The organism is Pseudoalteromonas sp. RW-H-Ap-1, assembly GCF_048318575.1.
In the GTDB taxonomy this organism is placed as follows: Bacteria; Pseudomonadota; Gammaproteobacteria; order Enterobacterales; family Alteromonadaceae; genus Pseudoalteromonas.
This window is the reverse complement of sequence record NZ_CP166996.1, coordinates 1,069,176-1,092,342: the sequence shown is the minus strand read 5'-3', so window position 1 is coordinate 1,092,342 and position 23,167 is coordinate 1,069,176. Positions and strand designations below refer to the sequence as shown.

General features: G+C 39.3%; 24 protein-coding genes and 2 pseudogenes. 7 read left to right on the top strand and 19 right to left on the bottom strand.

The annotated features are described in order from the left end of the window. Positions 1-24: 24 nt before the first annotated feature. The 7 genes and pseudogenes from AB8618_RS05150 to AB8618_RS05120 form a co-directional block, all read right to left on the bottom strand. Entirely contained in the window at positions 25-813 is a 789-nt protein-coding gene (locus AB8618_RS05150) for a putative porin (RefSeq protein WP_413401607.1), read from the bottom strand. A gap of 208 nt (positions 814-1,021) precedes the next feature. Further along, the gene (locus AB8618_RS05145) at positions 1,022-1,396 is read right to left on the bottom strand and encodes a PH domain-containing protein (RefSeq protein ID WP_036983105.1); all 375 of its coding nucleotides are present in this window, start codon (positions 1,394-1,396) and stop codon (positions 1,022-1,024) included. After that, positions 1,396-2,304, bottom strand: coding sequence for an ABC transporter ATP-binding protein (locus AB8618_RS05140; RefSeq protein ID WP_413401605.1), 909 nt, complete (start codon positions 2,302-2,304; stop codon positions 1,396-1,398). Before AB8618_RS05140 ends, AB8618_RS05145 begins: the two co-directional genes overlap by 1 nt. After that, positions 2,301-3,128 (bottom strand): ABC transporter permease subunit, encoded by an 828-nt coding sequence (locus tag AB8618_RS05135; protein ID WP_413401603.1) that lies wholly within the window; start codon positions 3,126-3,128, stop codon positions 2,301-2,303. Before AB8618_RS05135 ends, AB8618_RS05140 begins: the two co-directional genes overlap by 4 nt. Before the next feature lie 142 nt (positions 3,129-3,270). After that, positions 3,271-4,448, bottom strand: a pseudogene (locus tag AB8618_RS05130) (cystathionine beta-lyase). Between the two features lie 3 nt (positions 4,449-4,451). Next, positions 4,452-5,378, bottom strand: coding sequence for an NAD(+) diphosphatase (gene nudC / locus AB8618_RS05125; RefSeq protein ID WP_413401600.1), 927 nt, complete (start codon positions 5,376-5,378; stop codon positions 4,452-4,454). A gap of 185 nt (positions 5,379-5,563) precedes the next feature. Beyond that, on the bottom strand, positions 5,564-6,058 hold the full coding sequence (locus tag AB8618_RS05120; RefSeq protein WP_413401598.1) for an NYN domain-containing protein: 495 nt from the start codon (positions 6,056-6,058) through the stop codon (positions 5,564-5,566). A gap of 139 nt (positions 6,059-6,197) precedes the next feature. Between AB8618_RS05120 and AB8618_RS05115 the strand changes: the two genes are divergently transcribed. After that, the gene (locus AB8618_RS05115; protein ID WP_413401596.1) at positions 6,198-6,821 is read left to right on the top strand and encodes a hypothetical protein; all 624 of its coding nucleotides are present in this window, start codon (positions 6,198-6,200) and stop codon (positions 6,819-6,821) included. Next, entirely contained in the window at positions 6,821-7,564 is a 744-nt protein-coding gene (locus tag AB8618_RS05110) for a DUF3307 domain-containing protein (protein ID WP_413401594.1), read from the top strand. The genes AB8618_RS05115 and AB8618_RS05110 overlap by 1 nt, the downstream gene beginning before the upstream one ends. A gap of 79 nt (positions 7,565-7,643) precedes the next feature. Here AB8618_RS05110 and AB8618_RS05105 read toward each other — a convergent pair whose 3' ends face one another. Next, complete coding sequence (locus AB8618_RS05105) at positions 7,644-9,041, bottom strand: DEAD/DEAH box helicase (protein ID WP_413401592.1); 1,398 nt, start codon at positions 9,039-9,041, stop codon at positions 7,644-7,646. A 178-nt stretch (positions 9,042-9,219) separates the two neighbouring features. Between AB8618_RS05105 and AB8618_RS05100 the strand changes: the two genes are divergently transcribed. Beyond that, on the top strand, positions 9,220-9,720 hold the full coding sequence (locus AB8618_RS05100; RefSeq protein WP_409423191.1) for a transposase: 501 nt from the start codon (positions 9,220-9,222) through the stop codon (positions 9,718-9,720). Then, complete coding sequence (locus AB8618_RS05095; protein WP_413402830.1) at positions 9,717-10,562, top strand: IS3 family transposase; 846 nt, start codon at positions 9,717-9,719, stop codon at positions 10,560-10,562. The genes AB8618_RS05100 and AB8618_RS05095 overlap by 4 nt, the downstream gene beginning before the upstream one ends. A gap of 75 nt (positions 10,563-10,637) precedes the next feature. Here the strand turns inward: AB8618_RS05095 and AB8618_RS05090 are convergent, their stop codons facing one another. After that, entirely contained in the window at positions 10,638-11,477 is an 840-nt protein-coding gene (locus tag AB8618_RS05090) for an isopenicillin N synthase family dioxygenase (protein WP_013464577.1), read from the bottom strand. Positions 11,478-11,904: 427 nt separating this feature from the next. On the opposite strand from AB8618_RS05090, the gene AB8618_RS05085 reads away from it, so the two are divergent. Further along, positions 11,905-13,107 (top strand): alpha/beta fold hydrolase, encoded by a 1,203-nt coding sequence (locus AB8618_RS05085; protein ID WP_413401590.1) that lies wholly within the window; start codon positions 11,905-11,907, stop codon positions 13,105-13,107. A 52-nt stretch (positions 13,108-13,159) separates the two neighbouring features. Here the strand turns inward: AB8618_RS05085 and AB8618_RS05080 are convergent, their stop codons facing one another. From AB8618_RS05080 to AB8618_RS05070, 3 genes are all read right to left on the bottom strand, one after another. After that, positions 13,160-14,308 (bottom strand): lipase family protein, encoded by a 1,149-nt coding sequence (locus AB8618_RS05080; RefSeq protein WP_409425080.1) that lies wholly within the window; start codon positions 14,306-14,308, stop codon positions 13,160-13,162. Between the two features lie 33 nt (positions 14,309-14,341). Beyond that, the gene (locus AB8618_RS05075) at positions 14,342-14,983 is read right to left on the bottom strand and encodes a DUF6795 domain-containing protein (protein WP_409425079.1); all 642 of its coding nucleotides are present in this window, start codon (positions 14,981-14,983) and stop codon (positions 14,342-14,344) included. A 187-nt stretch (positions 14,984-15,170) separates the two neighbouring features. Next, entirely contained in the window at positions 15,171-15,917 is a 747-nt protein-coding gene (locus AB8618_RS05070) for an alpha/beta hydrolase (RefSeq protein WP_413401587.1), read from the bottom strand. Positions 15,918-16,045: 128 nt separating this feature from the next. On the opposite strand from AB8618_RS05070, the gene AB8618_RS05065 reads away from it, so the two are divergent. Then, the gene (locus tag AB8618_RS05065; protein ID WP_409425077.1) at positions 16,046-16,369 is read left to right on the top strand and encodes a hypothetical protein; all 324 of its coding nucleotides are present in this window, start codon (positions 16,046-16,048) and stop codon (positions 16,367-16,369) included. A 221-nt stretch (positions 16,370-16,590) separates the two neighbouring features. On the opposite strand, the gene AB8618_RS05060 is transcribed toward AB8618_RS05065, so the two are convergent. The 7 genes and pseudogenes from AB8618_RS05060 to aspS all read right to left on the bottom strand — a co-directional run bounded on the left by AB8618_RS05060 (position 16,591) and on the right by aspS (position 22,055). After that, positions 16,591-17,502 (bottom strand): lipase family protein, encoded by a 912-nt coding sequence (locus tag AB8618_RS05060; protein WP_409425560.1) that lies wholly within the window; start codon positions 17,500-17,502, stop codon positions 16,591-16,593. Between the two features lie 99 nt (positions 17,503-17,601). After that, complete coding sequence (locus AB8618_RS05055; RefSeq protein ID WP_409425076.1) at positions 17,602-17,751, bottom strand: hypothetical protein; 150 nt, start codon at positions 17,749-17,751, stop codon at positions 17,602-17,604. A gap of 13 nt (positions 17,752-17,764) precedes the next feature. Further along, on the bottom strand, positions 17,765-18,286 hold the full coding sequence (locus tag AB8618_RS05050) for a DUF6795 domain-containing protein (RefSeq protein WP_409425075.1): 522 nt from the start codon (positions 18,284-18,286) through the stop codon (positions 17,765-17,767). 322 nt (positions 18,287-18,608) lie between these two features. After that, positions 18,609-19,127, bottom strand: a complete 519-nt coding sequence (locus AB8618_RS05045) for a DUF6795 domain-containing protein (RefSeq protein ID WP_409425074.1) — start codon at positions 19,125-19,127, stop codon at positions 18,609-18,611. Between the two features lie 10 nt (positions 19,128-19,137). Continuing rightward, positions 19,138-19,344: pseudogene (locus AB8618_RS05040) on the bottom strand (DUF4277 domain-containing protein); the annotation flags it as partial. A 244-nt stretch (positions 19,345-19,588) separates the two neighbouring features. Continuing rightward, the gene (locus tag AB8618_RS05035) at positions 19,589-20,188 is read right to left on the bottom strand and encodes a pentapeptide repeat-containing protein (protein ID WP_409425073.1); all 600 of its coding nucleotides are present in this window, start codon (positions 20,186-20,188) and stop codon (positions 19,589-19,591) included. Between the two features lie 88 nt (positions 20,189-20,276). Beyond that, a complete protein-coding gene (aspS, locus tag AB8618_RS05030; RefSeq protein ID WP_413401580.1) occupies positions 20,277-22,055 on the bottom strand; it encodes an aspartate--tRNA ligase in 1,779 nt (592 codons plus the stop codon). A 237-nt stretch (positions 22,056-22,292) separates the two neighbouring features. Here aspS and AB8618_RS05025 point away from each other — a divergent pair, with 237 nt between their 5' ends. Next, positions 22,293-23,141, top strand: coding sequence for a DUF72 domain-containing protein (locus AB8618_RS05025; protein ID WP_413401578.1), 849 nt, complete (start codon positions 22,293-22,295; stop codon positions 23,139-23,141). The last annotated feature ends 26 nt before the right edge of the window (positions 23,142-23,167 follow it).

The window sequence follows — 23,167 nt, the reverse complement described above, 5'->3', positions numbered from 1 at the left end:
TAATTTATGCGATTAAACGCTCAATTAAAACTGAAAACGCATGTTAGCAAAGTAAGCATCGTAATCTGAGTCATCTGCGTTGTTGCCGTAACCCACTTTTAAACCAATGTTTTTATTGATGAAGTGTTGAGCACCAAAGCTGTAGTTGTCTTCTTTATCGTAAGATGCAAATACAGAAGTCGCTTTAGAGAAGTAGTAGTTTGTTTCTACGTTCCATTGGTCATCTGCTTCGTCAAGACTTACAAAAGTACCTTCTACTGTTAAGTAGTTACCTTGTTGTAAATCAACAAAGTATTTAGCAGCTACTGAACGAGAATCAAAATCATCGTCTGATTCAACAGTGATACCTACGTAATCTGTATCGTTTAGCATGTGGTTGTATGCTAAAGAAAAGAATGTAATGTTATCGCCGTCTTTTTGATCAACAAATCTTACTTTTGCAAGTAAATCTGGGTTAAAGAAATAACCAGCAGAAAGTGTATATAACTCGTTGTTAGAGTTGTAATCAGCATTTTGGTAAGACGCACCAACAACAAAATCTTCAACGAAGTATTCACCACCAATAGCAGTCACATCGCCAAAATCGTCATCAGCGTAACTACCAAATACATTGCTTTGCTTGTTGATGTATTCGAATTGGTCGTATGGACCTAGTGTGCTTTTAGGAGAGAAGTAGTAAGTTGAGTCTACGCTGATCGTATCGTTGTTATCAATCTCTGCGTAGCTTAAGTTACTGATTGATTGATAGCTATCTGCAGCGTGTGCAGCACTTGATAATAAAAGACCTGAAATAATAATTGCTAACTTTTTCATAATGAAACATCCCTATGTACATTGTTTTTGTGCTTTAACTACATTGCTAAAGTGGGGGTATGCTAACGCCGCGAAACTGAACGAAAACTGAATCAAGCAATTGTATTTGTTAGGGAATTTGTAAGAAAGTGTTGGAGAAATTTATGTTAAAGTAATCGCAACAAGCTGTAAACAATTACTTTAATTTTATACCGCTTTTTGTTTGTTTCTATAATGAATACTGACTGATTATTCGATAAACATCATTTATATTATCGCCAGCTTTAAAGTCCTTGCTGATAGGCGTTGGATCAGATCCAACCCAAATTTTCAGCTCTGCATCTAAATCAAAGTGCCCCGCACTTTCTTTGCTGAACTTAGTTATCTTAGAGTAAGCAATACTGATCATTTCCATTTTAGAACCAGTCACGCCTTGTTTATCTAATAAAATTAGCCGCTTATTTGTAAAGATAAACATATCACGAACTACTTTATACGCCTTTTCAACTCGCTCACCCTCGATAAGTGTATTGGCCAATACCTTCTCTAAGTCGGCATCATCCACTTCACTGGCGTTCCCCATTAAACCACTAAATAATCCCATTATAGTTTCTCCTGTTTAAATATTTGATTTTCTAGAGTATGACCATTTACTAACTGTCTATATTGCCAGTTGTGTTGGCGACAAGATTGCAATAGCGCTATGTCAAGTGACTCGCTCGTTGGTTGATACTCAATCACATACTCTTTATGTTGGCTCATATAAACACGGCTTACACCATCAAGTGCTTGCAGTTGTTGCTCCACATTTTGATATGCTTCACTGAGCATTAAAGTGTAAAAATACTTATCGGTATTCGCCGCTTTAGTTTGGTGCTCGCTTAATATACCTTTGTCCAAATGTAGTACCTGAGAGCATAATCGTTCAAGTTCAGTTAAATCATGAGAGCTTAAAATAAACGTCGCTTGAGACGATAGCTCAGACACCAGCTCCCTGACTTCTCTGGCATGAATCGGATCAAGCCCTGCTGTGGCCTCATCTAACATCACAATTTGCGGTGAACCAATTAATGCTTGTGCTATGGTTACGCGCTTGCGCATACCGTGAGATAAGTCCCCTGCGCGGTTTTTTGCAACCTCGCTAAGACCCACTAAATCTAATACTCGAAGTGCTTCTATTTGGCTTTGCTTGGTGCTCATACCTTGTAGCTTGGCATAAAAGCTAAGTTGTTTATCTATATTAAAACGCGGATCTAGCTGTGCATCTTGTGGTAACGCACTCACTTTATTAAATAAAGCAGCACTACCAGGTTTATGGCCAAGTATTTCAAGCTCACCCATGCTAGGTGCGATATAGCCACACAACAAACTAAATAAAGTGGTTTTCCCTGCGCCATTAGGGCCAACTAATGCAACTGGCGCGCCTTTTTGAATCTCGAAATTCACATTATTTAGAGCCAGTTTTGAGCCATATGATTTACTTAAATTACGCCCTGTTATTAATGATTTCATAATGAGCTCCTAGCAAAAATACGTTGAGCAACTGCAAGTAGTACTGCTGTTTGCACAAGTGGAATAGCTAATGTGCTCAATAACGGTAAGTTTTGTCCTGCTAATAACTCTATTTGCACACCAGGGAATAAATAATCAAGCACACTTAATGCGGGTAGTTGCCACTCCAGTAATCCAACAATAATGCCACCGGCTGTAAAATATAAAATAGCTAACACAATTGCCAGACGAGATGAGCTCGCAAAAGTATTAATTAAGCTCATTAACGCTACAAACGGCGAAAAAGTAACTATGAGTATTAAAAATATTGAAACAGCACGACCAAGGCCACCAGCAAGTAAGCTCGGCTCGCGAAACCCGAGCACCGCCAATGTCGCTATAAGCGTGATGCCAACTAAACAGGTTAGTACCGCTAACTGTCCTAAAAATCGACCAAAGAGTATTTCAAAGCGCGTTGAGCGTAATGATAAAAACCTTAGCGTACCGCGCTCTCTGTCACCGACGGTTTGATCACTACAAATAAATAAGCTAAAAACAGGAAAACTATACAAAGCAATAAGCCAATACATAGCAAATTCGGCTTCAGGCCAATCAAGTAACTTACTTAATCCAATAGAGCCGGAAATATCACGGGCTATTTGCTCAAAATCTGGCGAGCTGATTATGCCTACAGCTTGGCCTATGGGGTAACGTAAAATAACAAGCCACACTAGCGCAAAAGCCGCCAATGCAATAAGTCCTCGTTTAGTTAAAAACATACGTACCAGCTCAAAACCCGCGATTTGGGTTAAGCGCCCTACGTTAACTGGTGATGGTGTTGCCATTGACTATCCTTAATGACGTTGTTCGTGCTTTAAAATAAGCGTTATTTAACAACACTAAGTGTAAACACGTTGAATTGCTAGCAAAAAAAGCCTACTTAGGGGTAGGCTTTGTAACAAATAATGTAATTTAACCAATTAGTAATTATAAATGCTGCTCATAAATAACTAATGCTTGCTGTAAGTCGGCAATTAAATCTTCAACATCTTCCAAACCAATATGCAAACGAATAACAGGTCCATGCTCCCACCCTGTTTGCGAGCGCAGCCCTTTCATTGATAAGCTTGCCGTTACTAAGCTCTCAAAGCCCCCCACGAAAAGCCCATTTTGAAATGTTGTAAGCTATCTAAAAAAGCATCTATGGCGTGTTGATTACCCGCTTTCATTACAAACGAAAATAAGCCATTACTGCCGTCAAAATCGCGCTTGAAAAATTCATGGCCTGGGCATGTTGTAAACACAGGATGGCGAATATGATCAACCAACGCATGTTGCTCAAGCCATTTTGCTACTTCTAGCGCGGCTTTTTCATGCTGATTTAATCGCACTGCCATGGTACGCAAGCCTCGTAGTGCTAAATACGCATCATCTGCACTGGTGCATTGCCCGAGTAAATAAGAGTGTTCACGAAGTGTTGGCCAATACTTTTTATTAGCTACAGCAACCCCCATCATCACATCAGAGTGGCCAACAATATATTTGGTGGCGGCTTGAATACTAATATCAACACCATGTTCAAGCGGACGATAGTGCAAACCATTACCATAGGTGTTATCAAGTACAGTCATTAAATTGTGATCGTTTGCCACTTTTACCATGGCGGGAACGTCTTGAACTTCCATGGTAATTGAACCCGGAGACTCTAAAAACAACATTTTGGTATTGTCTTGAATGTACTCTTTTATGTCTGCGCCAATCATTGGCGGATAATAGGTCGTACTAATACCCAACCCAGCTAATATCTTGTCGCAAAAATCACGCGTAGGCTCATAAACAGTATCCACCATTAAAAGGTGATCACCGGACTTTAAAAACGATAACAGCGTTTGGCTTATCGCTGCCGCGCCACATGGGTATAACGCACAGCCCTCACCGCCTTCTAATTCAGTTATGGCTTCTTGCAGAGCAAAGTGAGTGGTCGTCCCTCTGCGACCATAAAACAAGGTTTTGTCACCACGTGTTTTAGCCGCTTTTTTAAGCTCACTCACAGAATCAAACACAATCGTTGAAGCGCGCTGTATCACTGGATTAACTACGCCATGGGTGTACGCTTTTTTGCGCCCTGATGACACTAATTGGGTATTTTTATTCTTGCTCGACATGATTCATCCTTCTATCTGAGTACGCCAATATTCAATTAAATAACGTGAAATAGAATCTGCTCTTGGAAGCTTTAAGTGCTCCCCCTCGTGTTGCCAATCTTTAAATTGCGCAAGTTCTTCGCGAGAAAACCATTGTGCATCTTCCAGTTCATCTTGCTCTGTGCTTATTTCATCACTGCTTGCTCTGGCAATAAAACCAAGCATAATTGATGAAGGAAACGGCCAAGGTTGAGAAGCAATATACTCTGCTTTTTCCACGGTAATACCCGCTTCCTCTTTTACTTCTCGGATCACGGTTTGTTCGAGGGTTTCACCAGGGTCAACAAAGCCTGCAAGCGAGGAATACAATCCTTTTGGCCAAGTTGCTTGACGACCCAATAAACAGCGTTCAATCCCATCAGAAAATGTTTTAGTTACTACCATAATAACGGCAGGATCGGTACGCGGAAAAGTTTGGTGCAAACAGGCTGCGTTATCGCATAAACGTGAATGCCCTCCTTCAACTAAGTGATTTTTAGTACCACAGCGGCCACAAAAACTATGAGTGGCATGCCAGTAACACAACCCACGAGCAAGCGCTGCATTTGAGCCATCTTCAAGTGCTACTTGAGTACCATATTGACGAATATCTGCAAACTTGGCATCACCAACAATCGTTGCTAATAACGACTCTTCGAGTTCAGTTACGTCTAGCGCAAATACGGCATTATCCTGTTTATTTGATCCTAAAAGAATAGCCTGCGTTAAATCTAAATGCGCCACTTGTTGGTAAGCTAAATACACCACCTCAGGGCTACTGTTAGCAAATAAGGTGTGATTGCCTTTAACTAAAAGCCATAAACTGTCTGCTGTTTTTTTTGCGTCTACCCAAGTAGGGTCTTTGCGCGCATTTGAGCCTCTGTCTAATGGCATATTACTGTAGTTAAGCATGTAATTCCTTGATACTAATTGAATCTTAAAATTACCATACTCATCCACTAAACCCAATTTATTATCGCCATAAAAAAAGCCTAAATTAGGCTTAATTAATCTATGCACCCCTTGTATTAAATACTCTCATGATCAACGCAAACATTCTGCTCAAAAATAAATCAAAAATACAATACTTATACTTTTTAAAGTAGTAGCTGTTTGTCAATTAAATGAAATTGCTCGGCACTTTGCTTAAGTACCTCTGCGGTTAATTTATCAGCACCGTATACATCACACGGAACACTATATTGATTTTTTAAATGCCCAAGTAATAATGCAAAGTCACCGTCACCCGAGAGTAAAATAACTTTATCAAGCTGCTTTCCCTGCTCTAGCATATCTATAGTTATACCCACATCCCAATCGCCTTTGGCACTGCCGTCACGGCGTTGAATAAAGGGTTTTAGTTTTACTTCAAAGCCAATAGCGCGCAAAATATTTTGAAACTGATTTTGCTTTTCATCACCTCGGTATATTGCATAAGCGAACGCACATTCTATATCGTATTGTTGCTCCATCATTTGCCAAAAGGCATTGTAATCAAAGTTTTTACCGTAGCTTTCGCGACAGGTGTAATAAATATTTTGTACATCGACAAAAATACCTATACGAGGTTTACTGGTTTGTTGTGAGGTCATTATTATGTCCCAATGAGTAATACTTGCAATTGCGTGTTAAGTAGCCTAAATTAGTTACCAAACCCAATGTAACCAAATATGGTTACATTTAATAATGTAACCAAAATTAGTTACATATAAATAATCTATCTGGATTTTTATGATTGGTGTGATCAGCGGCGATATTATTAAATCGCAAAAAATACCTAAACAACAATACGATGCCATGCTTTATCAGCTAGAGCAAAGTTTACGTGCAAATTGCAATAAAACAACATCTTGGGATATTTACCGTGGGGATGCATTTCAACTGCAACTCGATAAAAGTGAACAGTTAGTTACCACCGCTATACTCATTTATCTACAGCTAAAATCTGCCGGCTATGAATTGCGCCAAAGTATGGCGTTGGGGCAAATAGATAACCCGGGTAAGAGTATAAAAACTACCACAGGCTCTGCGTTTACTCTCTCTGGACATGAGCTAGATAAAATGACAAACCAGCGTTTTACATTTGCTATTGCAGATCAATCGGTTGATGAGAGCTTCAAGCTAAACTTAGCGTTTGTCGATGTATTACTGTGTAAAATAACCCAAAAACAAGCAAATGCTTTGTATGTATATTTAACCCATACTAATAACAACCATGCAGCTTTAGCTAATGAGCTTAACACCAGCCGCGAAAACGTTACTAAGCTGCTTAATCTTGCTAACTATCAGCTGATTGAACGATTTATTTTACATGCACAACAACAGCTTAAAAGCATACAGCAAGGACATGACTAATGGAATTTTCACTATTGCTCGTCGCACTGATTATTGGCCACTTACTCGCTGATTTTTATTGGCAACCCATGAGCTGGGTAAACGACAGAAACAGCCGTCATTTTAAAGCAAAAAAACTTTACTACCATGTATTGGTTCACGGAGTTATCAGCTTAGTCGTTGTGGCACTTTGGGAATATAGTTTTGGCTGGCAACAACTAAGCAGCGTATTACTGGCGACCGGCATTATTATGATCAGTCACTACTTTATTGATATTGCTAAATCATATTCAAATAAAGGCGTAGTGCCTTTTTTATTAGACCAAATTGCACATATTACTGTCATTATTGCGATAACTATTTGGCTAACTGACGATCAGCAATTTGCTGACAATGTAATGGCGTTATTGTGCAACGCAAAAGTGCTATGGGTTATAACTGCTTACCTTATTATTTTAAGCCCCAGTGCGGTATTTATAAGAATGATGTTAGAGCGTTTGACTAATCACTTTTCTAGTGATGGTAGCCTCCCCTTAGCAGGACAAAGTATTGGTATGCTTGAAAGAGTACTTATGCTGACATTTATTTTATTAGATCAGTTTGCAGGGCTTGGGTTTTTAATTGCCGCCAAGTCCGTGTTTAGATTTGGCGACTTAAGTGCCAACAAAGATAAACAACTCACTGAATATGTGATGCTAGGAACATTACTGAGCGTTAGTGTTACTTTATTTGTAGGATTAGCAGTTAATTATTTAATCGGTTAGTAAAGCTTTAAAATAGGCATTAAAAAACGCGCTACCAGTAAATGTAAGCGCGTTTTTTATTAAAGCGAACTAAACCTAATTAGTCGTTATTTGCTGGACGACGACGGCGCTGGCCATTCCCACCTACCGATTGACGCTTTGCCCATGGGTTTTGTGCATTATCATCGGTTTTAGCTGCTGGCTTTTTAGAGCCACCACGACGTGGGCCCGTACCATTGCCACCATTGTTAGGCTTTTTGCTATTAGATTTGCTGCTATCTGATTTAGGCTTATTAAATGGTTGTTTTTTCTTTGGCTTTTTAGCCGGTAACGGGCGTGCATCGAGTGCGCGCTCAGCAACAGGGTTAGCCGGTTCAAAACCTTCTTCTTCAGCACGTGGAATTAGCTCGCCAATAAAGCGCTCAATGCCGTATAAATCTACTGCATCGTCAACCGTTACAAACGAAATAGCATGCCCTGATGCTCCCGCACGACCAGTTCGGCCAATACGGTGAACATAATCTTCATATACATTAGGTAAGTCGTAGTTTACAACATGCGGTAATTCAACAATGTCTAAACCACGTGCAACAATATCGGTTGCCACTAATACGCGCACTTCACCACTTTTAAAGCCCTCTAGTGCTTTAACACGCGCGCCCTGAGATTTATTGCCATGGATTGCCGCGCCAACAATATCATCGCGTTCAAGTTGCTTAACTAAACGATTAGCACCGTGTTTAGTACGACTAAATACCAGTACTTGTTGCCAATCGTTGCTACGAATTAAATGGCTTAATAGGGCCGTTTTACGTGCTTTGTCTACTGCGTATACGCTTTGCGTGACACTTTTTGCGGTGGTGTTTTTAGCTGCAACAGAAATTTCAACGGGGTCGTTAATTAACCCTTTTGCCAGCGCGCGAATATCATCCGAAAACGTGGCTGAGAACATTAAGTTTTGACGCCTTTCAGGCATTTTTGCAATCAGGCGCTTAATGTCATGGATAAAGCCCATGTCTAACATACGGTCGGCTTCATCTAAAACCAGTACTTCAACGCTATCAAATTTAACCGCGTTTTGATTGTGTAAATCAATTAAACGCCCTGGTGTCGCCACTAAAATATCAACCCCTTTGCGCAGGCGCTGCATTTGTGGGTTAATTTTAACACCACCGTAAACCACAAACGAACTCACGTTTGAATGCTTAGCATATTCTTCAACGTTTTCGCTTACTTGCAACGCAAGCTCTCGGGTTGGCGTTAAAATAAGCGCACGAACATGATTACTTTTTGCTTTAGTGCCCGAAGATAAACGCTCAATAAGCGGCAAAGTAAAACCAGCGGTTTTACCGGTACCGGTTTGCGCTGCGGCCATTACATCGCGACGTGCAATAATTGCTGGAATAGCTTGAGCCTGAATAGGCGTTGGCGTTTCATAGCCCTTTTCTAAAACCGCATTAACTAAAGACTGTGATAAACCTAAACCATCAAAACTCATATAAACTCTCTATTTCAAATTAGGCCAAAGTGGCCAGTTGCGCGCATTATACCTTTAGTGGCTCAGAATGCATGCCATTATTTACTTTGTGCCAAATCAATAAACACAAATACTAAAAAAGCGGCTAAACTGAAGTGACCCCCAATAGTTGGACATTCCAATTACTGGGGGTCTTTTTATGTCCAAACATCACCGAGCTTTCAAGCTCAAAATAGCTGAACTCGCTTTGTCTGAAAGCTCTTCGGCGGTAAGTAACAGATTTAATGTTACAGATAGGCAGGTCCGATATTGGACCGCTATTTATCGAATTCATGGCGCTGAAAGCTTCAGGTCTGTTCACAAACCTTATTCTCTAGCATTTAAGGCTGAAGTGTTAAAAACGATGACAGCAAACAGTTGGTCACTCGGTTATACCAGTGCTTTCTTCGATTTATCGTCCCCAGGCATTCTTTTTCAATGGCAAAAGCTTTATGCTCGTGATGGTATATCACGTCTTAAACCACAGAGAAAAGGTAAGCCATTCATGACAAATAATTCTTCTTCATCAAAACTAGTAGAGCAAATGACTGAGGAGGAGTTACGAGAAGAACTAGCATACTTACGAGCTGAGAATGATGTGCTAAAAAAGTTAGAAGCCTTGGCTCAAGCCAGAAAGAAAAAAGCAAAGACAAAACGATAGTCGTCGAAGAGTTCAAGGCAAAGCATAGCTTACAACACCTTTTAAAGGCGACAGGGCTGCCAAAGAGTGTTTACTATTATCATCGCACTACTTGTAAGCAACCCTGTGCAAGCAATGATTTACTGGTAAAAATACGTGATATTTATCACGCGCATAAAGGGCGATATGGCTATCGCAGAATTACGAGTGCCCTGAGAGCAATGGGAGTACTTGTTAATCATAAGCGCGTTCAACGGTTGATGAATGAGTTAGGACTCAAGTCAAAAGTAAGGCCTAAGCGCTATAAATCCTATAAAGGTGAAGTGGGTAAAATCGCAGAAAATACGCTTAACCGCGAGTTTACTGCGCAGAAGCCAAATCAAAAATGGGTGACGGATGTGACGGAGTTTAAAGTAGATAATGAGAAGGTATATCTATCGCCTATGATTGACCTATTCAACCAAGAGGTAATCAGTTACGAAGTCAGAAAATCCGTTGCACTCCCTTTGGTAACTGACATGCTTAAAACAGCAACTGCTAGGTTGAAGCCAAATGAAAAGCCAGTTGTACACTCAGATCAAGGGTGGCAATATCAAAACAAACAATATCAAAATCACCTTAAGGAAAAAGGATTGCAACAAAGTATGTCTAGAAAAGGAAATTGTTTAGATAATGCGGTTGCTGAGAACTTCTTCGGCATATTGAAGAGCGAGATGTACCACAACGAAACGTTTAAAGACGTGAATGATCTTATTGAAAACATTAAAGAATATATCCACTATTACAACAATGAGCGTATTAAACTGAAACTAAAAGGCCTGAGCCCGATACAGTATCGAAATCAGGCCTTGGCAGCCGCTTAGAAATGAGTCCAACTTTATGGGGTCACTTCAAAATAGCCGCTTTTTATTTACCTGAGCATTACACATGCTAAAAGATTATTTTACACCTAACTCACGTAAACGCTCTTGTAAGTAGCTATCTGCTGTGTAGCGTTCAGATAACACTACATCTGGACGAGGGTGTAAAAATAACGGTAATGAAATACGTGATTTAGTTGTTGCTTTACCCGATGGATTAATTACACGGTGAATCGTTGATGGGAAGTAGCCACCTGATGCTTCTTGTAACATGTCACCAATATTAATAATTAAGCTACCAAAATCACATGGCACGTCTAACCAACCGCCATCGGTTTTTTGCACTTGTAAGCCTGGCTCATTTGACGCTGGTAATACGGTTAATAAGTTAATATCACCATGCGCAGCAGCGCGAATAGCACCTGGCTCTTCATCACCTGTCATTGGCGGGTAATGTAAAATACGTAACAACGTTTGCTCAGACTGGGCAATCATATCTTTTAGATCGATAGAAAACTTAGCGCGCACTTCTTCAGGCGCTTCAGCCTGAACCCAACTAAGTAATGTTGCCGCAAATTCATTAGCTAAACGGTAGTACTCACGTACATCAGCTTCTAATTGAGCAGGAACACGGCCTTTAGGGTAAACATGAAAATACTCTTTAATGTCTTTTACCGTATGACCTTTAGCAACTTCTGATACCGACGGTGGAAAATAACCATCTTGCGTTTCTTTTGAAAATAAAAACTCATGCTTTTGCTCTGAGTTAAAAAAGTCTTGCCAATTTTTATAAATAGACTCAACTAAAGATTGCGGAATAGGATGGTTTTTTAATACGCCAAAACCAGTATTTCTCAACGATTCAACAAATTGCGCAGCCGCATCGTCCGCTTTATAATCAACTGTAGGTAATTGCATGGTACATTCCAGTAAGTAGGTTGTTAGAAGCCATTTACCAATTCGCTTGAGTAAAGATCCATTTAATTAACTAAATATTATATGTTAACCACGCAAAAAAATTATATCTAGTTGTTCTAGATAAGGTTTTTTAAACGCCGATACACAACGACTTAATACATTAAATTAACCACACGTTTATGCAAATTGGTATTACATTCAAATATAGCTTAACTACTTAATTCAAGTAATAAAGGCTGCATTTTTATGCTGTGCGAGGATAGACAAACCCCCTTGAAATTATAAGGACATATGTCCGCACTCAATAAGCAAGCCTTCTCTGCCTTGATCAAGATCAAAATAACGCTTGTATTGAATTTTCACCCCATCGTACCAATCTATTCCTTATCAGCATCACACACTATATCAACTTGTTAAGGCTCTCTACATGCGACAAAAAGTTTCTTTTAAAAGCGGTGAATTAGAACTCGCTGGACAACTTGAACAGCCCTCTGGTGAAGTGAAATTTTATGCCTTATTTGCTCACTGTTTTACCTGCTCTAAAGATGTAGCGGCTGCAACACGAATAAGTCGCGCGCTCACTCAGCAAGGCATTGCTGTATTACGCTTTGATTTTACTGGGCTTGGTAATAGCGATGGTGACTTTGCCAACAGTAACTTTTCATCAAACATTCAAGACTTAGTGGCTGCAGCCAATCACTTAAGAACACACTTTAAAGCGCCTCAATTATTAATAGGCCACAGTTTAGGTGGTGCTGCGGTGCTTGCAGCAGCAGAGCACATACCCGAAGTGTCAGCTATTACGACTATAGGCGCGCCATCGGATGCCCAGCATGTTACTCATAACTTTGCTGCTCATCTAGATGAAATAAACCAATCGGGTGAAGCAAAAGTGTGTTTAGCTGGGCGGGAATTTACGATTAAAAAACAATTTATAGATGACATCGCCAAATACGATAACAGCCATATAGGTAAGCTTAAGCGTGCTTTGTTAGTTATGCACTCTCCTATTGATGCTACCGTGAATATTAGTGAAGCCGAAAAAATTTACGCCGCTGCCAAGCATCCAAAAAGCTTTATAAGTTTAGATAATGCCGATCACTTACTCAGTAATAAAGAAGACGCTAACTACGCAGCCGATGTTATTGCTACGTGGGCTAATCGCTATGTTGAATACGATAAAACACCCTATAGTGCAAAATTAACTAACGGCAGTGTATTAGTTGAAGAAAAAGATCATAAATTCACTCAGCACGTGAGTACTAAAAACCATACATGGCTTGCTGATGAGCCCACCGATGTCGGCGGTAAAAACTTAGGCCCAGACCCTTATGATCATTTACTCGCTGGGCTTGGAGCTTGTACTGCAATGACACTTCGCATGTATGCAAGTCGCAAAAAGTTGCCGCTAGAGCACATAAAAGTAGAGCTCAACCATACCCGCAATTACAACCAAGATTGTGATGGTTGTGAAAAAACCGGCAATCTAGAAGCCATTACTCGCAAAATAACCTTACAAGGTGATTTAACTGATGAACAACGCATGCGCTTGCTTGAAATAGCAGACAAATGCCCAGTGCATAAAACGCTACATAACAGCCCTTTGGTAGTTAGTGAATTAGTGGGGTAACTAAAACAGAAAAGCGCAGCAAACGCTGCGCGATGCTTCAAAAATATTAACTTTAAGTAGATATTCTTTTAATTGCATTACGTGCAGATGATAATAATCTATCAATACATATATTAAATACCCACTTAATAAACGCTTTTGTTAATTTTAATGGCACAGCCACCGTTTTCCCAGCAAAAGCTATCATACAGCCTAGCAAACCCCTTACTTGTTCTTCAAGACCGACCATACTCGAAATTTTCACAACTGTTTCAGCCATTATATCGTATACCGTCATTATAGCTGAGCCTGTGTATTGAAAAGACGCAATAATGCCAGCAAAACCACCGTCAATCATTAATGTCATTAAAGCAGCAGCTATTTTATCAGCCCAATGAGTTGAATATGTAGTTTGTAAACGATTATTGTAGTTTAAAACAACTCTTCGATATAAAGAGCTTGGTACTTGGCTATACACATGTTCCCAATCAGAAGCGGTTACTGTTTTTGTGTAACCTGGAGAATCAAGTAGTGAGTGCGCACCGGCGTCAATACCTTGAGCGCGATACGGAACATATTCAGGCTCTTTAGTTTCCATATGACAAAAAGGCCACACGGGAACTTTAGGTACGGGGTCAGCACCATGCACACAACGAAAAACTTTATCGATGCGACTACCAGAATGTACAGAAAAGCCCTTCTTCCCTACTCTAGGTGCACCAAACGTATATAAATAAACAGTTTTTCCATATGTGTGCTTGATGTAATCTGCAACTAAACCAGCCAAAGCACCACCTAAACTATGTCCAACACAATGAATAACTCCTCCACCATTAAGTACTTCTGGCTGCGTTATATATGTGTCTATGCTATCTACAAAAGAAGCCATAGTGGTTTGAAAACCTTTGTGTACACTAGTATCAGTATACCCAGTAGTTGTAGGGCAAGTAACATCTGTTAATACGTCCGCTAATGTTTCAGTTCCGCGTATTGTAATAACATGATCACCTTTATGAGACTGACTATGGCCTTTCCCGATATATAAAAAACCTGTCGTTTGTCGCCAAAAAAAGCCTCCAGATGAACCTTCTGCTAGATTTTCTGATTTAAAGTGGAATTCATTCTTTATGAGTTTAGGTACGACTAATCTAGTACCTCTCCCAATTGAATCATATGCGAAGAGTGCCAATTGCACAGCTAGTTTAGGGGATAGTGCTGTCATATAATTTCATCCTTAAAATAAATAGTAATTCGTTTACTCTGGAGATAGTAAGTTGTTTATAGTGTCCATATCTAGATCACAGATAGTTACCAAAGGCTGATATCGAGATCCCCCATATTGACTGATATCTAAATCATACTGGACTTCTTCATTCTGTAAATCAGCATTTAAACCCGTTAGCAACCTGCTCACAGGTGGTACACTTTTCCAGCCTTTACTCATGACCCAGAGCCAATAATAGCCATCATCATTCGCTTCATTCTTAACGTTGATTAAGTCTTTCTTAACCGTTATTTCTTGCCTGATTAAATAATCTTGCCCAACAATATTTCCAGGAGCTTTAGAGCGAACAATAAGTTCATCGAAAGAAAACTCACCACGGGTATTAGTTAGTGCATAATCTATAACAGGGTTTTTTTCATAACCTTCATAAAAAAGCTTTCTAATAACCTCTACTCCTGCAAGAGCTTCGCCCTGATTAGTTATTCGCCCTTTGACCTCAGGTGATAATTGAACTTCATAACTTTTAAATAACCCAAACACAGCTTGATTCTCCGATGAATAAACACACGTACAAAATAATACTATTAGACACAAAAAGAAGGAGGAGCGACGATAAGAGAAAGTTAATTTACTTTTAAACACTATTTGACCTTCCGATGGTTTTCTTCTCATGAGACTACTAAACATAAGTGAACAATTCAAGATTCCCTTTATAAATTTGTACCTAAATTAAATCATCAAAAACCTGTTTCCTATCCCCAACGCCTATAAAAATTTAATTTACAGTCGTACGGGGAAGCTAGTGAAAAGGCTAGTTGGTTGAACTGATCACTGTAAATAATATTTTATGTTATTCATTTTATTCGTCTAAAAACGCCGCTACCTCTTTACTCATTCTATCCACCAGCCATTCAGGCCCGCCATCGTACATATCGTTATGACGTGATTCTGCTATCAACGTTTGCGTAACAGGATAAACAGTTAACTCTTGGTCGGTTAAAAGCACGTGTGCATCGGCTGGGTAATCACTACCGCGCAGTGTAAGTACGCGTATGCTTTTATTGCGTGGCAATAACATGCGGCGGTGATCGAGCGTAATTAATTGGCTTACTTCACTTGGGTAAATAGCTGCATACAAGGCTGAAATATCTCCACCATTTGAGTGGCCAAATAAGGTGAGTTTTGTAAAATCATACTCAGGGTATTTAACACTTAGCTCGTTGACTAAAAACTTAAGGGTTACAACACCTCGGTGCCAATTTTCCATACGAGTAGTTAGGTATGGCTGCGCACGATTAAGTGCAGGGTCACTTTTAAGCTCATGTGCTACCGCAATGCTTAAATAGCCTTGCGCATTAAATAGCTTACTCGCAAAGGTGTATTCATTGTGGCTAATGCCATACCCCGCATTTACAAATACCACTGGGCATTTGACTTGCGTGCGGCACTTAAGGTGGTTAGCTGGTAGGGTAATATTTACAGGTATAGAGCGATTACGACTTTCATCAATGATTGCATCGTCTTGAGCATAACTTGATGATGCAAATAGCATAGTGCTTAAAGTCAGAGCACTTAACATTAAACGCTTTTTTATAATTTTTAACATGCATTCCCTTGTATTATTTATACTTTTTTAACTAACATTAATTTTTATTATAAAGGTTAGCACGCGCCTTTGCTAATTTGTGCGATAATAGCGATTATTGTTTACTATTATCGCAAAAGAATCCATTCATGAAATCATACAACAGCATTGAACAACGCATCGACATTCTACAAAGCAGAATTGAAGCCTACCAAGAAGAAATTAAAGTGTTACAAGCCGAGCCGAAAAGTAACAATGAACGCATTATTTTTAAGTTCATTGAAACCGGCAGTACAGGTAAAACTAAAGATTTTGTGAGAGAGCTGGGAATTAAATCACCGCGTGATAGCTTATATTCATCAGGTGATGTAACTAAACTAATTAAAGATGGCTCGGATGATATTTCGCCTGAGCTACTAAGCATAGCTCGCGCACTTGCTAGCGCGCGCAACAAAAATGGCCCTGCTTGCTAATAGTAAATATAATAACGGACTAGCCGTAAGCTCTTACGGCTAAACTGCAATTGTATTTCATCGATAATAATTGCAGTTAAATTTGTAGTTACTACAGCTTATTGTGCTGATTGGTCTTCGTAACCGAAGCAACAGTAATACATGCAGATGTGTGTGAACTGCTTGCAATTAAAGCTGCCAATCAATACCTGCCTTACTTAACTTCCACACCAAGCACAGTGCTATAAACTTGTGAGTGCTAGTTTTGCCATACTGGTCAAGGTGTTTATCATTAGAGTTAAAGTACTCCTTATAAACTTGTAAGATAATTCAATGGCTTTAAAGGGTAATCCACAAAATGAAAGAATGTGCCCCAAAATACCTCTTACATCTTCGGTATTACCTTTTGATATATCAATGCTGTCTGCTAACACTTTTGCAATTTTATCGTAAACCGTAAGGGTATTTGAAATATCAGCTTGTATTGCATGTAATCTGCCTGACGCATGTAAATGAGTTATTATCGCTTCGCCAATTGTTCTTGCCCAACGAGTTGTGGGCCTAGCTTGCAAGCGCTTATCATAATCAAGTTTTACTTGTCGTCTTAATCTAGATTCCTTCCCTTTATTGATTGCAGCATAGCTCTTAAAGCAACTAGCAGTATGTAAATACCCTGGTGTTTTTACTGTCATACTGTGAGCTTTTGCTGTTATCGCCGGTGCACCATGCAATATGTATTCATCCTCGGTATGCACAAAAGGCCATACAGGCACTAGCGGAACTGGGTCGCCAGCATGGACACAGCGATATATACCATTATCGGTCGCATAAACAGTTTTTAGTGCAAAGCTTGGATACCCCACCCTAGGTGCACCAAAGGTATATAGTTTTACATTTGCGTTAAAGTGTTTCTTTAACCAGTTTGTAGCTAGATTAGCTAACGCGCCTCCTAAGCTATGACCAACAACATGAATATTTAGACCTGTTCTTGATTGCGAAGCGGCTAATTTGAAGTAATCTTCAAGCTGCTGCTTTAATGAATTAAAAGTGTTATTAAATCCAGCATGAACAGGTTGCCCATTAGCGCATGTATTCACACCACAGTGTAAATCAGTAATAATATCACGCTTCTTTTCCGTCCCTCTTAAGGCTATTACAAAGTCACCTTCAAATGGCCCTCGTTTGCCTTTTGCTATACAGCCGAAAGGAGTTGTATGTTTAAATATTCTTTTTAAAACACTGCCACTAATTGCTTACAAATTATCACTTTCAAAAGAAAACCCTACTGCCAACCTACTATGGTAGAGACTTTTTTGAGTTCCGCCGTTACGGTTTACATCATAAGCTACCGAAGCAAACAATGCAGCTAACTCCGGTGTTAATACATTCATATTTGTACTCATTCCAATATCCTTATTATAAAATCCCGCTTATCATTCGATCAAAATCGGCTTCAAGATCTATTAAAACAAAATCGTCGTCCCATCGACAGATACTTTTTGCACAGTACGAATTCTGACACGATGTACCTTTGAAGGAAAAGAAAACTTCCTCATTAATAACGTCGCCATTCAACGAGTTCAACTTATCGGCATACTCTTGAATAACAGCAATTCCACTGGGGTTACTTGACCATAATATAAAGTTGTCGCCACCGTATTGGGCTGTAATTTCCTGCCATCTTATTTTCTCTGCTATTAGCAAAGCAGGCTGACTGGATCTCAAGCTCATTTCTGGCATTACAAATTCGCCATTGCTATCTGTAAAACACTCATCTTTTGTGTATTTACCATCAGAATAACTAAGTGATCTTAATATTCTTACATTGGCAAGAGGCGCACCATTCTTAACTAAACGGCCTTTCGCTTCGGGACATAAATGTACTTTGTGAGTACCAATATGATTATTGATCTTTCTTAATATTTCAGAAAATGACATCAGCAAACCTTAAAGTTACCGTTAGCTGACAAAGTAGGAAATATTCCATATTTATATTGCCAACATCCATGTAAAAAAAACAACATAACAAAAAAATGTAAAATTGCAAATTAACTAAAATAACAGCTACTTCTTGCATCTTTCTTTTGATCACATATCCTGTGAGATATTGCATAAATTAAGCAATTACTATTGCTCCACTCTCCTATCTAGCACCTTTATAATAAGCCTAATATTATAAAGGTTCTTTAATAGTTACCTTTTAAGTTTCGCCTTTGACAAAAACAGCCCCCATTCCAGTTGATATATTTTTTATTCTGGTTTAGCTATCCTGACCAATAAACTTATATAGATCATCATTGTTAACTTCTTGAAAATTTTCTTTCCAACGGCATATACTAACGCCATTATATTCATGAAAAAGATAATTATCTTTAAAAGAGAATAAGGTTTCTTCGTCAGAAATATCACCATTTAAGTTCCGTAACTTCTTTGCGTATGCAGGTTTCGTGTTTATACCTGAATTCTCACTTGACCATAATAAGAAAACATCATTTTCATAATGCGCAAATATCCTCTGAGAAGTAAACCTTTCAGCTATTAGCAAAGCAGGCTGACTGGATCTCAAGCTCATTTCTGGCATTTCAAATTCGCCATTGCTATCTGTAAAACACTTACCTTTTGTGTATTTACCATCAGAATAACTAAGCGATCTTGATATTTTTACATTAGCAAGAGGCGTACCGCTATTAACTAAACGGCCTTTCACTTCGGGACATAAATGTACTTTGTGAGTACCAATATGATTATTGAGCTTTCTTAATATTTCAGAAAATGACATCAGCGAACCTTCAAGTTACCGTTAGCTGACAAAGCAGGAAAGATTCCATATTTATATTGCTAACATCCTTGTTAAAAAGTGAACATAACAAAAACAGGTCAAATTGCAAATTAGTAAAAAACTGAGGACTGAAAGATAAAGGACGATTGGCAAATTCAAGACAGTTCATAATCATACCTTTAACTGCTTCGCCTGGGATAATTTCTTGCTTCTCATCTTGAGGTAATGTTGGTCTAAAAGGGAAACTCTTTTTAAATCTTCAATGACACCTAAAACAATACCATGATGATCTAACCGTCTGATTTCTAAGTTCATAAACACCTATAAGTTGAGGTGTTATTATACAAGATTACAGCAGTTCTAGGTTTTTAACCTAAAATTGAATATAAATTTTTGAGTTTGGCCTGCTCAATGTCTGCTAATAGTAAATATAATAACGGATTAGCCGTAAGCTCTTGCGGCTAATCAACCAGCTCGATATCAAGTCCAGCTAATAAGTTTAACGCTTCAAGCCGTTCAAACTTAGCACCACTGACATTATTGTTTTTTATATCTATATTAAACAGCGAAGCGCCTACAAAGTTAGCTTTATTAAGATTTGTATTATGAAACAAGCTATATCTAAAGTCAGTGTCCGAGAAGTTGCTTTGAGTTAAGTTAGCGTGTCTAAAATCAACATCTTTGGCAAAACAGTTCGTCATTGTTAAGGCTTTTAACTGTAATTCAAAAAACGAACTATGGCTCAGCTCACACTGTTTAAAACTCACCGGTGACGTTAGCGCTAATTGCGGCCAATTTACTTGCCCCCACACTATGCTATTGAGCTTACAGTTTGCAAAGCTCACCTCTTCTAAGGAGCTGTAATTCCAGTTAAGTTCAGTCAAATTACAGTTAATAAACTCACACTCTATAAACCGACAGGCACTAAACTGGCTGTGACTAAAATCGCAATCAATAAACTGACATTGTTCAAACTCAATATCGCTAAAGCGCTTTGCATTTGCTGTAAAGTTTGAAAATGGCTGATCAAAATAATGACTATCTTTAAATAACTCGCTCATAAAAATAAAGCACCTAAATTGGGTATGCCAAACAAAAAACCCCTTAGGTATTTAGCCTAAGGGGTTTTGATCTAACTAAACACTAGCTTTATTCTGCGCTTGGTAATTCTTTCTCAACTACACTAATTGCAAGCTCTGTAAGCGAATCGCTGTTAGCTTTGCTAGGCGCATCAGTCAATAAACACGATGCCTGTGTAGTTTTAGGGAAAGCAATAACGTCACGAATGTTATCAGTACCACATAACAACATAACTAAACGGTCTAAACCGAACGCTAAACCTGCATGCGGTGGTGTGCCGTATTTAAGTGCATCAAGTAAGAAACCAAATTTATCTTGCTGCTCTTGCGCTTCAATACCTAAAATTCTAAATGCTGCTTCTTGCATATCTGCATTGTGAATACGTACCGAGCCACCGCCCACTTCATAGCCGTTTAATACCATATCGTAAGCATCTGAAATAGCCGCTGCTGGGTTTGCTTCAAGCTCACTGGCACTAATATCTTTTGGTGCAGTAAATGGATGGTGTACAGCGTGTAATGTGCCTTCGTCATCTTCTTCAAACATTGGGAAGTCAACAACCCAAAGTGGTGCCCAGCTATCTAAATTAGTGATTTCTAAATCAACACCAATTTTTAAACGAAGTGCGCCCATGGCTTCATTTACGGTGTTGCGTTTATCCGCACCAAATAAAATGATGTCGCCTGTTTGTGCATTAGTACGTTCAAGTAACTGCGTGATCACATCTTCATTTAAGAATTTAGCGATTGGCGATTGCACGCCCTCAACGCCTGCATCGCGGTCATTTACTTTCATCCATGCTAAACCTTTAGCACCGTAAATACCGATAAACTTAGTGTAATCATCTAGTTGCTTACGAGAAAGTGATGCGCCACCTGGTACCGTTAGTACTGCAACACGGCCTTTTTCATCGTTTGCTGGGCCTGAGAATACTTTAAATTCTACGTCTTTTACTAAATCGGCTACATCAATAAGCTTCATCGGGTTACGTAAGTCTGGCTTATCAGAACCATATAGGCTCATTGCCTCAGAGTAAGGCATAATTGGGAAGTCACCTAAATCAACATTTAGTAATGACTGCCACATTTCACGAATCATTTTCTCTGTCATGCCACGCACTTGATCAGAGCTCATGAACGAGGTTTCTAAATCTATTTGAGTAAATTCAGGTTGACGGTCAGCACGTAAGTCTTCATCACGGAAACATTTAACAATTTGGTAGTAACGGTCAAAACCCGACATCATTAACAATTGCTTAAACAACTGTGGCGACTGCGGTAATGCGTAAAAGCTACCTTTATGAACACGACTAGGCACTAAGTAATCGCGAGCACCTTCAGGCGTTGCTTTAGTTAGTACTGGCGTTTCGATATCTAAAAAGCCATTTTCATCTAAAAAGCGACGTACAAAGCTGCTTGCTTTAGCACGTAATTTAATGCGGTCGCTCATTTCTAAACGACGTAAATCTAAGTAACGGTATTTTAAACGACGCTCTTCTGAGTTCACTTGGTTAAAATCAAGTGGCATAGGCTCAGAGCGGTTAATAATAGTTAAACCCGTGCCTAAAATTTCTACTTCGCCGGTTGCCATGTCTTTATTTACTTGGCTATCTGGGCGAGCGCGTACAATCCCTTTTAACTGAACACAAAATTCTTGACGAAGTTTGTTAGCTGTTTCCATTAATCCTTCAACTTCCGGATCGAATACAACTTGTACTAAACCTTCTCTATCACGTAAATCGACAAAGATAAGTCCGCCAAGATCACGTCGTTTGTTGATCCAGCCACATAGTTCAACTTCCTGATCTACGTGAGTTTTATTTAGCTGTCCGCAGTATATAGAGCGCATAGTTTTCCTGTCAGATAAAAGGCATATAGCGGTTAAACACCGTTGTTTTAAAAGTTTTTATAAACACCAAAATGAAAATAAAACCGCTAGCAATTCAAAATAATCAAATTAAGCCCTGCATTATACCCAAGTAGGTTGAAGATGCTAGGGCGTGTTTATCTTTCGGGGTTGAATTTACAGCGTACCGTTTTGTTATTTGTTACACTATCGGCACTTTATAACAAGGCTTTTGTTTGTATGCTATATATTGGATGCCCGCAGTGGTCGAGCAACGTATGGAAAGGAAACTTATTTTCACGCCAGTGTAAAAATGCCGATATGCTTAGCGAATATGCGCAGCATTTTAATTCGGTGGAAGGTAACACCAGTTTTTACGCCGACCCCTCGCCTGACACTGTATTACGCTGGGCTGCGAGTGTACCCGATGAGTTTAAATTTACCTTTAAATTTCATCGGCGCTTTAGTCACGAACTCCAACTTACTAACGTGCAACATGAGCTAACTAATTGGCTTAATTTATTCGCCCCACTATTTGAAAAAACAGGGCAAATAATGCTGCAATTACCTAAAGCGTTTGCCCCACAACATTTAGCTAAGCTTGCCGCTTTTATTGAGTTACTTCCTAAAGAGCTAAACTATGGGGTTGAGGTACGCCACCCTGATTTTTTCAAAAAAGGTGAGGCCGAAATCGCACTTAATCAGCTTTTAATGGCAAATAATATAAACCGTATTGCTATGGATACTCGAGCGCTCTTTGCAGTAAAGCCAACCACCGAAGCGCTAATAGACGCACAACAGAAAAAACCGCATTTACCAGTTCACGCTATTGCTACGGGCTCGCAGCCTATGGCGCGCTTTGTTATTGCTGATTTAGAAAACGATTATAAGACCTTTTATCAGCCTTGGCTTAGCAAAGTAACCCAGTGGCTCGATGAGGGCAAAAGCCCCTATGTGTTTTTTCATACCGCTGATAACCGCGAAGCGCCGCTGCTGGCTCGCCAGTTTTGCCAAGATTTGGGGTATAATCACAACGTACTCAATCCATTTAGTGGTGAAAAAGAAGCCCACCAGCAAGCACTTTTTTAAAAATAAATTCAAAATACAGAGACAAT

Bases quoted from the DNA above. Each gene is read 5' to 3' on its own strand.
- AB8618_RS05150 (WP_413401607.1), bottom strand. From the start codon at position 813: ATGAAAAAGTTAGCAATTATTATTTCAGGTCTTTTATTATCAAGTGCT.
- aspS (WP_413401580.1), bottom strand. From the start codon at position 22,055: ATGCGCTCTATATACTGCGGACAGCTAAATAAAACTCACGTAGATCAG.
- AB8618_RS05085 (WP_413401590.1), top strand. From the start codon at position 11,905: ATGCGACAAAAAGTTTCTTTTAAAAGCGGTGAATTAGAACTCGCTGGA.
- AB8618_RS05110 (WP_413401594.1), top strand. From the start codon at position 6,821: ATGGAATTTTCACTATTGCTCGTCGCACTGATTATTGGCCACTTACTC.
- AB8618_RS05115 (WP_413401596.1), top strand. From the start codon at position 6,198: ATGATTGGTGTGATCAGCGGCGATATTATTAAATCGCAAAAAATACCT.
- AB8618_RS05065 (WP_409425077.1), top strand. From the start codon at position 16,046: ATGAAATCATACAACAGCATTGAACAACGCATCGACATTCTACAAAGC.
- nudC (WP_413401600.1), bottom strand. From the start codon at position 5,378: ATGCTTAACTACAGTAATATGCCATTAGACAGAGGCTCAAATGCGCGC.
- AB8618_RS05080 (WP_409425080.1), bottom strand. From the start codon at position 14,308: ATGACAGCACTATCCCCTAAACTAGCTGTGCAATTGGCACTCTTCGCA.
- AB8618_RS05025 (WP_413401578.1), top strand. From the start codon at position 22,293: ATGCTATATATTGGATGCCCGCAGTGGTCGAGCAACGTATGGAAAGGA.
- AB8618_RS05075 (WP_409425079.1), bottom strand. From the start codon at position 14,983: ATGAGAAGAAAACCATCGGAAGGTCAAATAGTGTTTAAAAGTAAATTA.
- AB8618_RS05070 (WP_413401587.1), bottom strand. From the start codon at position 15,917: ATGTTAAAAATTATAAAAAAGCGTTTAATGTTAAGTGCTCTGACTTTA.
- AB8618_RS05120 (WP_413401598.1), bottom strand. From the start codon at position 6,058: ATGACCTCACAACAAACCAGTAAACCTCGTATAGGTATTTTTGTCGAT.
- AB8618_RS05035 (WP_409425073.1), bottom strand. From the start codon at position 20,188: ATGAGCGAGTTATTTAAAGATAGTCATTATTTTGATCAGCCATTTTCA.
- AB8618_RS05045 (WP_409425074.1), bottom strand. From the start codon at position 19,127: ATGTCATTTTCTGAAATATTAAGAAAGCTCAATAATCATATTGGTACT.
- AB8618_RS05135 (WP_413401603.1), bottom strand. From the start codon at position 3,128: ATGGCAACACCATCACCAGTTAACGTAGGGCGCTTAACCCAAATCGCG.
- AB8618_RS05105 (WP_413401592.1), bottom strand. From the start codon at position 9,041: ATGAGTTTTGATGGTTTAGGTTTATCACAGTCTTTAGTTAATGCGGTT.
- AB8618_RS05100 (WP_409423191.1), top strand. From the start codon at position 9,220: ATGTCCAAACATCACCGAGCTTTCAAGCTCAAAATAGCTGAACTCGCT.
- AB8618_RS05050 (WP_409425075.1), bottom strand. From the start codon at position 18,286: ATGTCATTTTCTGAAATATTAAGAAAGATCAATAATCATATTGGTACT.
- AB8618_RS05145 (WP_036983105.1), bottom strand. From the start codon at position 1,396: ATGGGATTATTTAGTGGTTTAATGGGGAACGCCAGTGAAGTGGATGAT.
- AB8618_RS05055 (WP_409425076.1), bottom strand. From the start codon at position 17,751: ATGAGTACAAATATGAATGTATTAACACCGGAGTTAGCTGCATTGTTT.
- AB8618_RS05140 (WP_413401605.1), bottom strand. From the start codon at position 2,304: ATGAAATCATTAATAACAGGGCGTAATTTAAGTAAATCATATGGCTCA.
- AB8618_RS05090 (WP_013464577.1), bottom strand. From the start codon at position 11,477: ATGCAATTACCTACAGTTGATTATAAAGCGGACGATGCGGCTGCGCAA.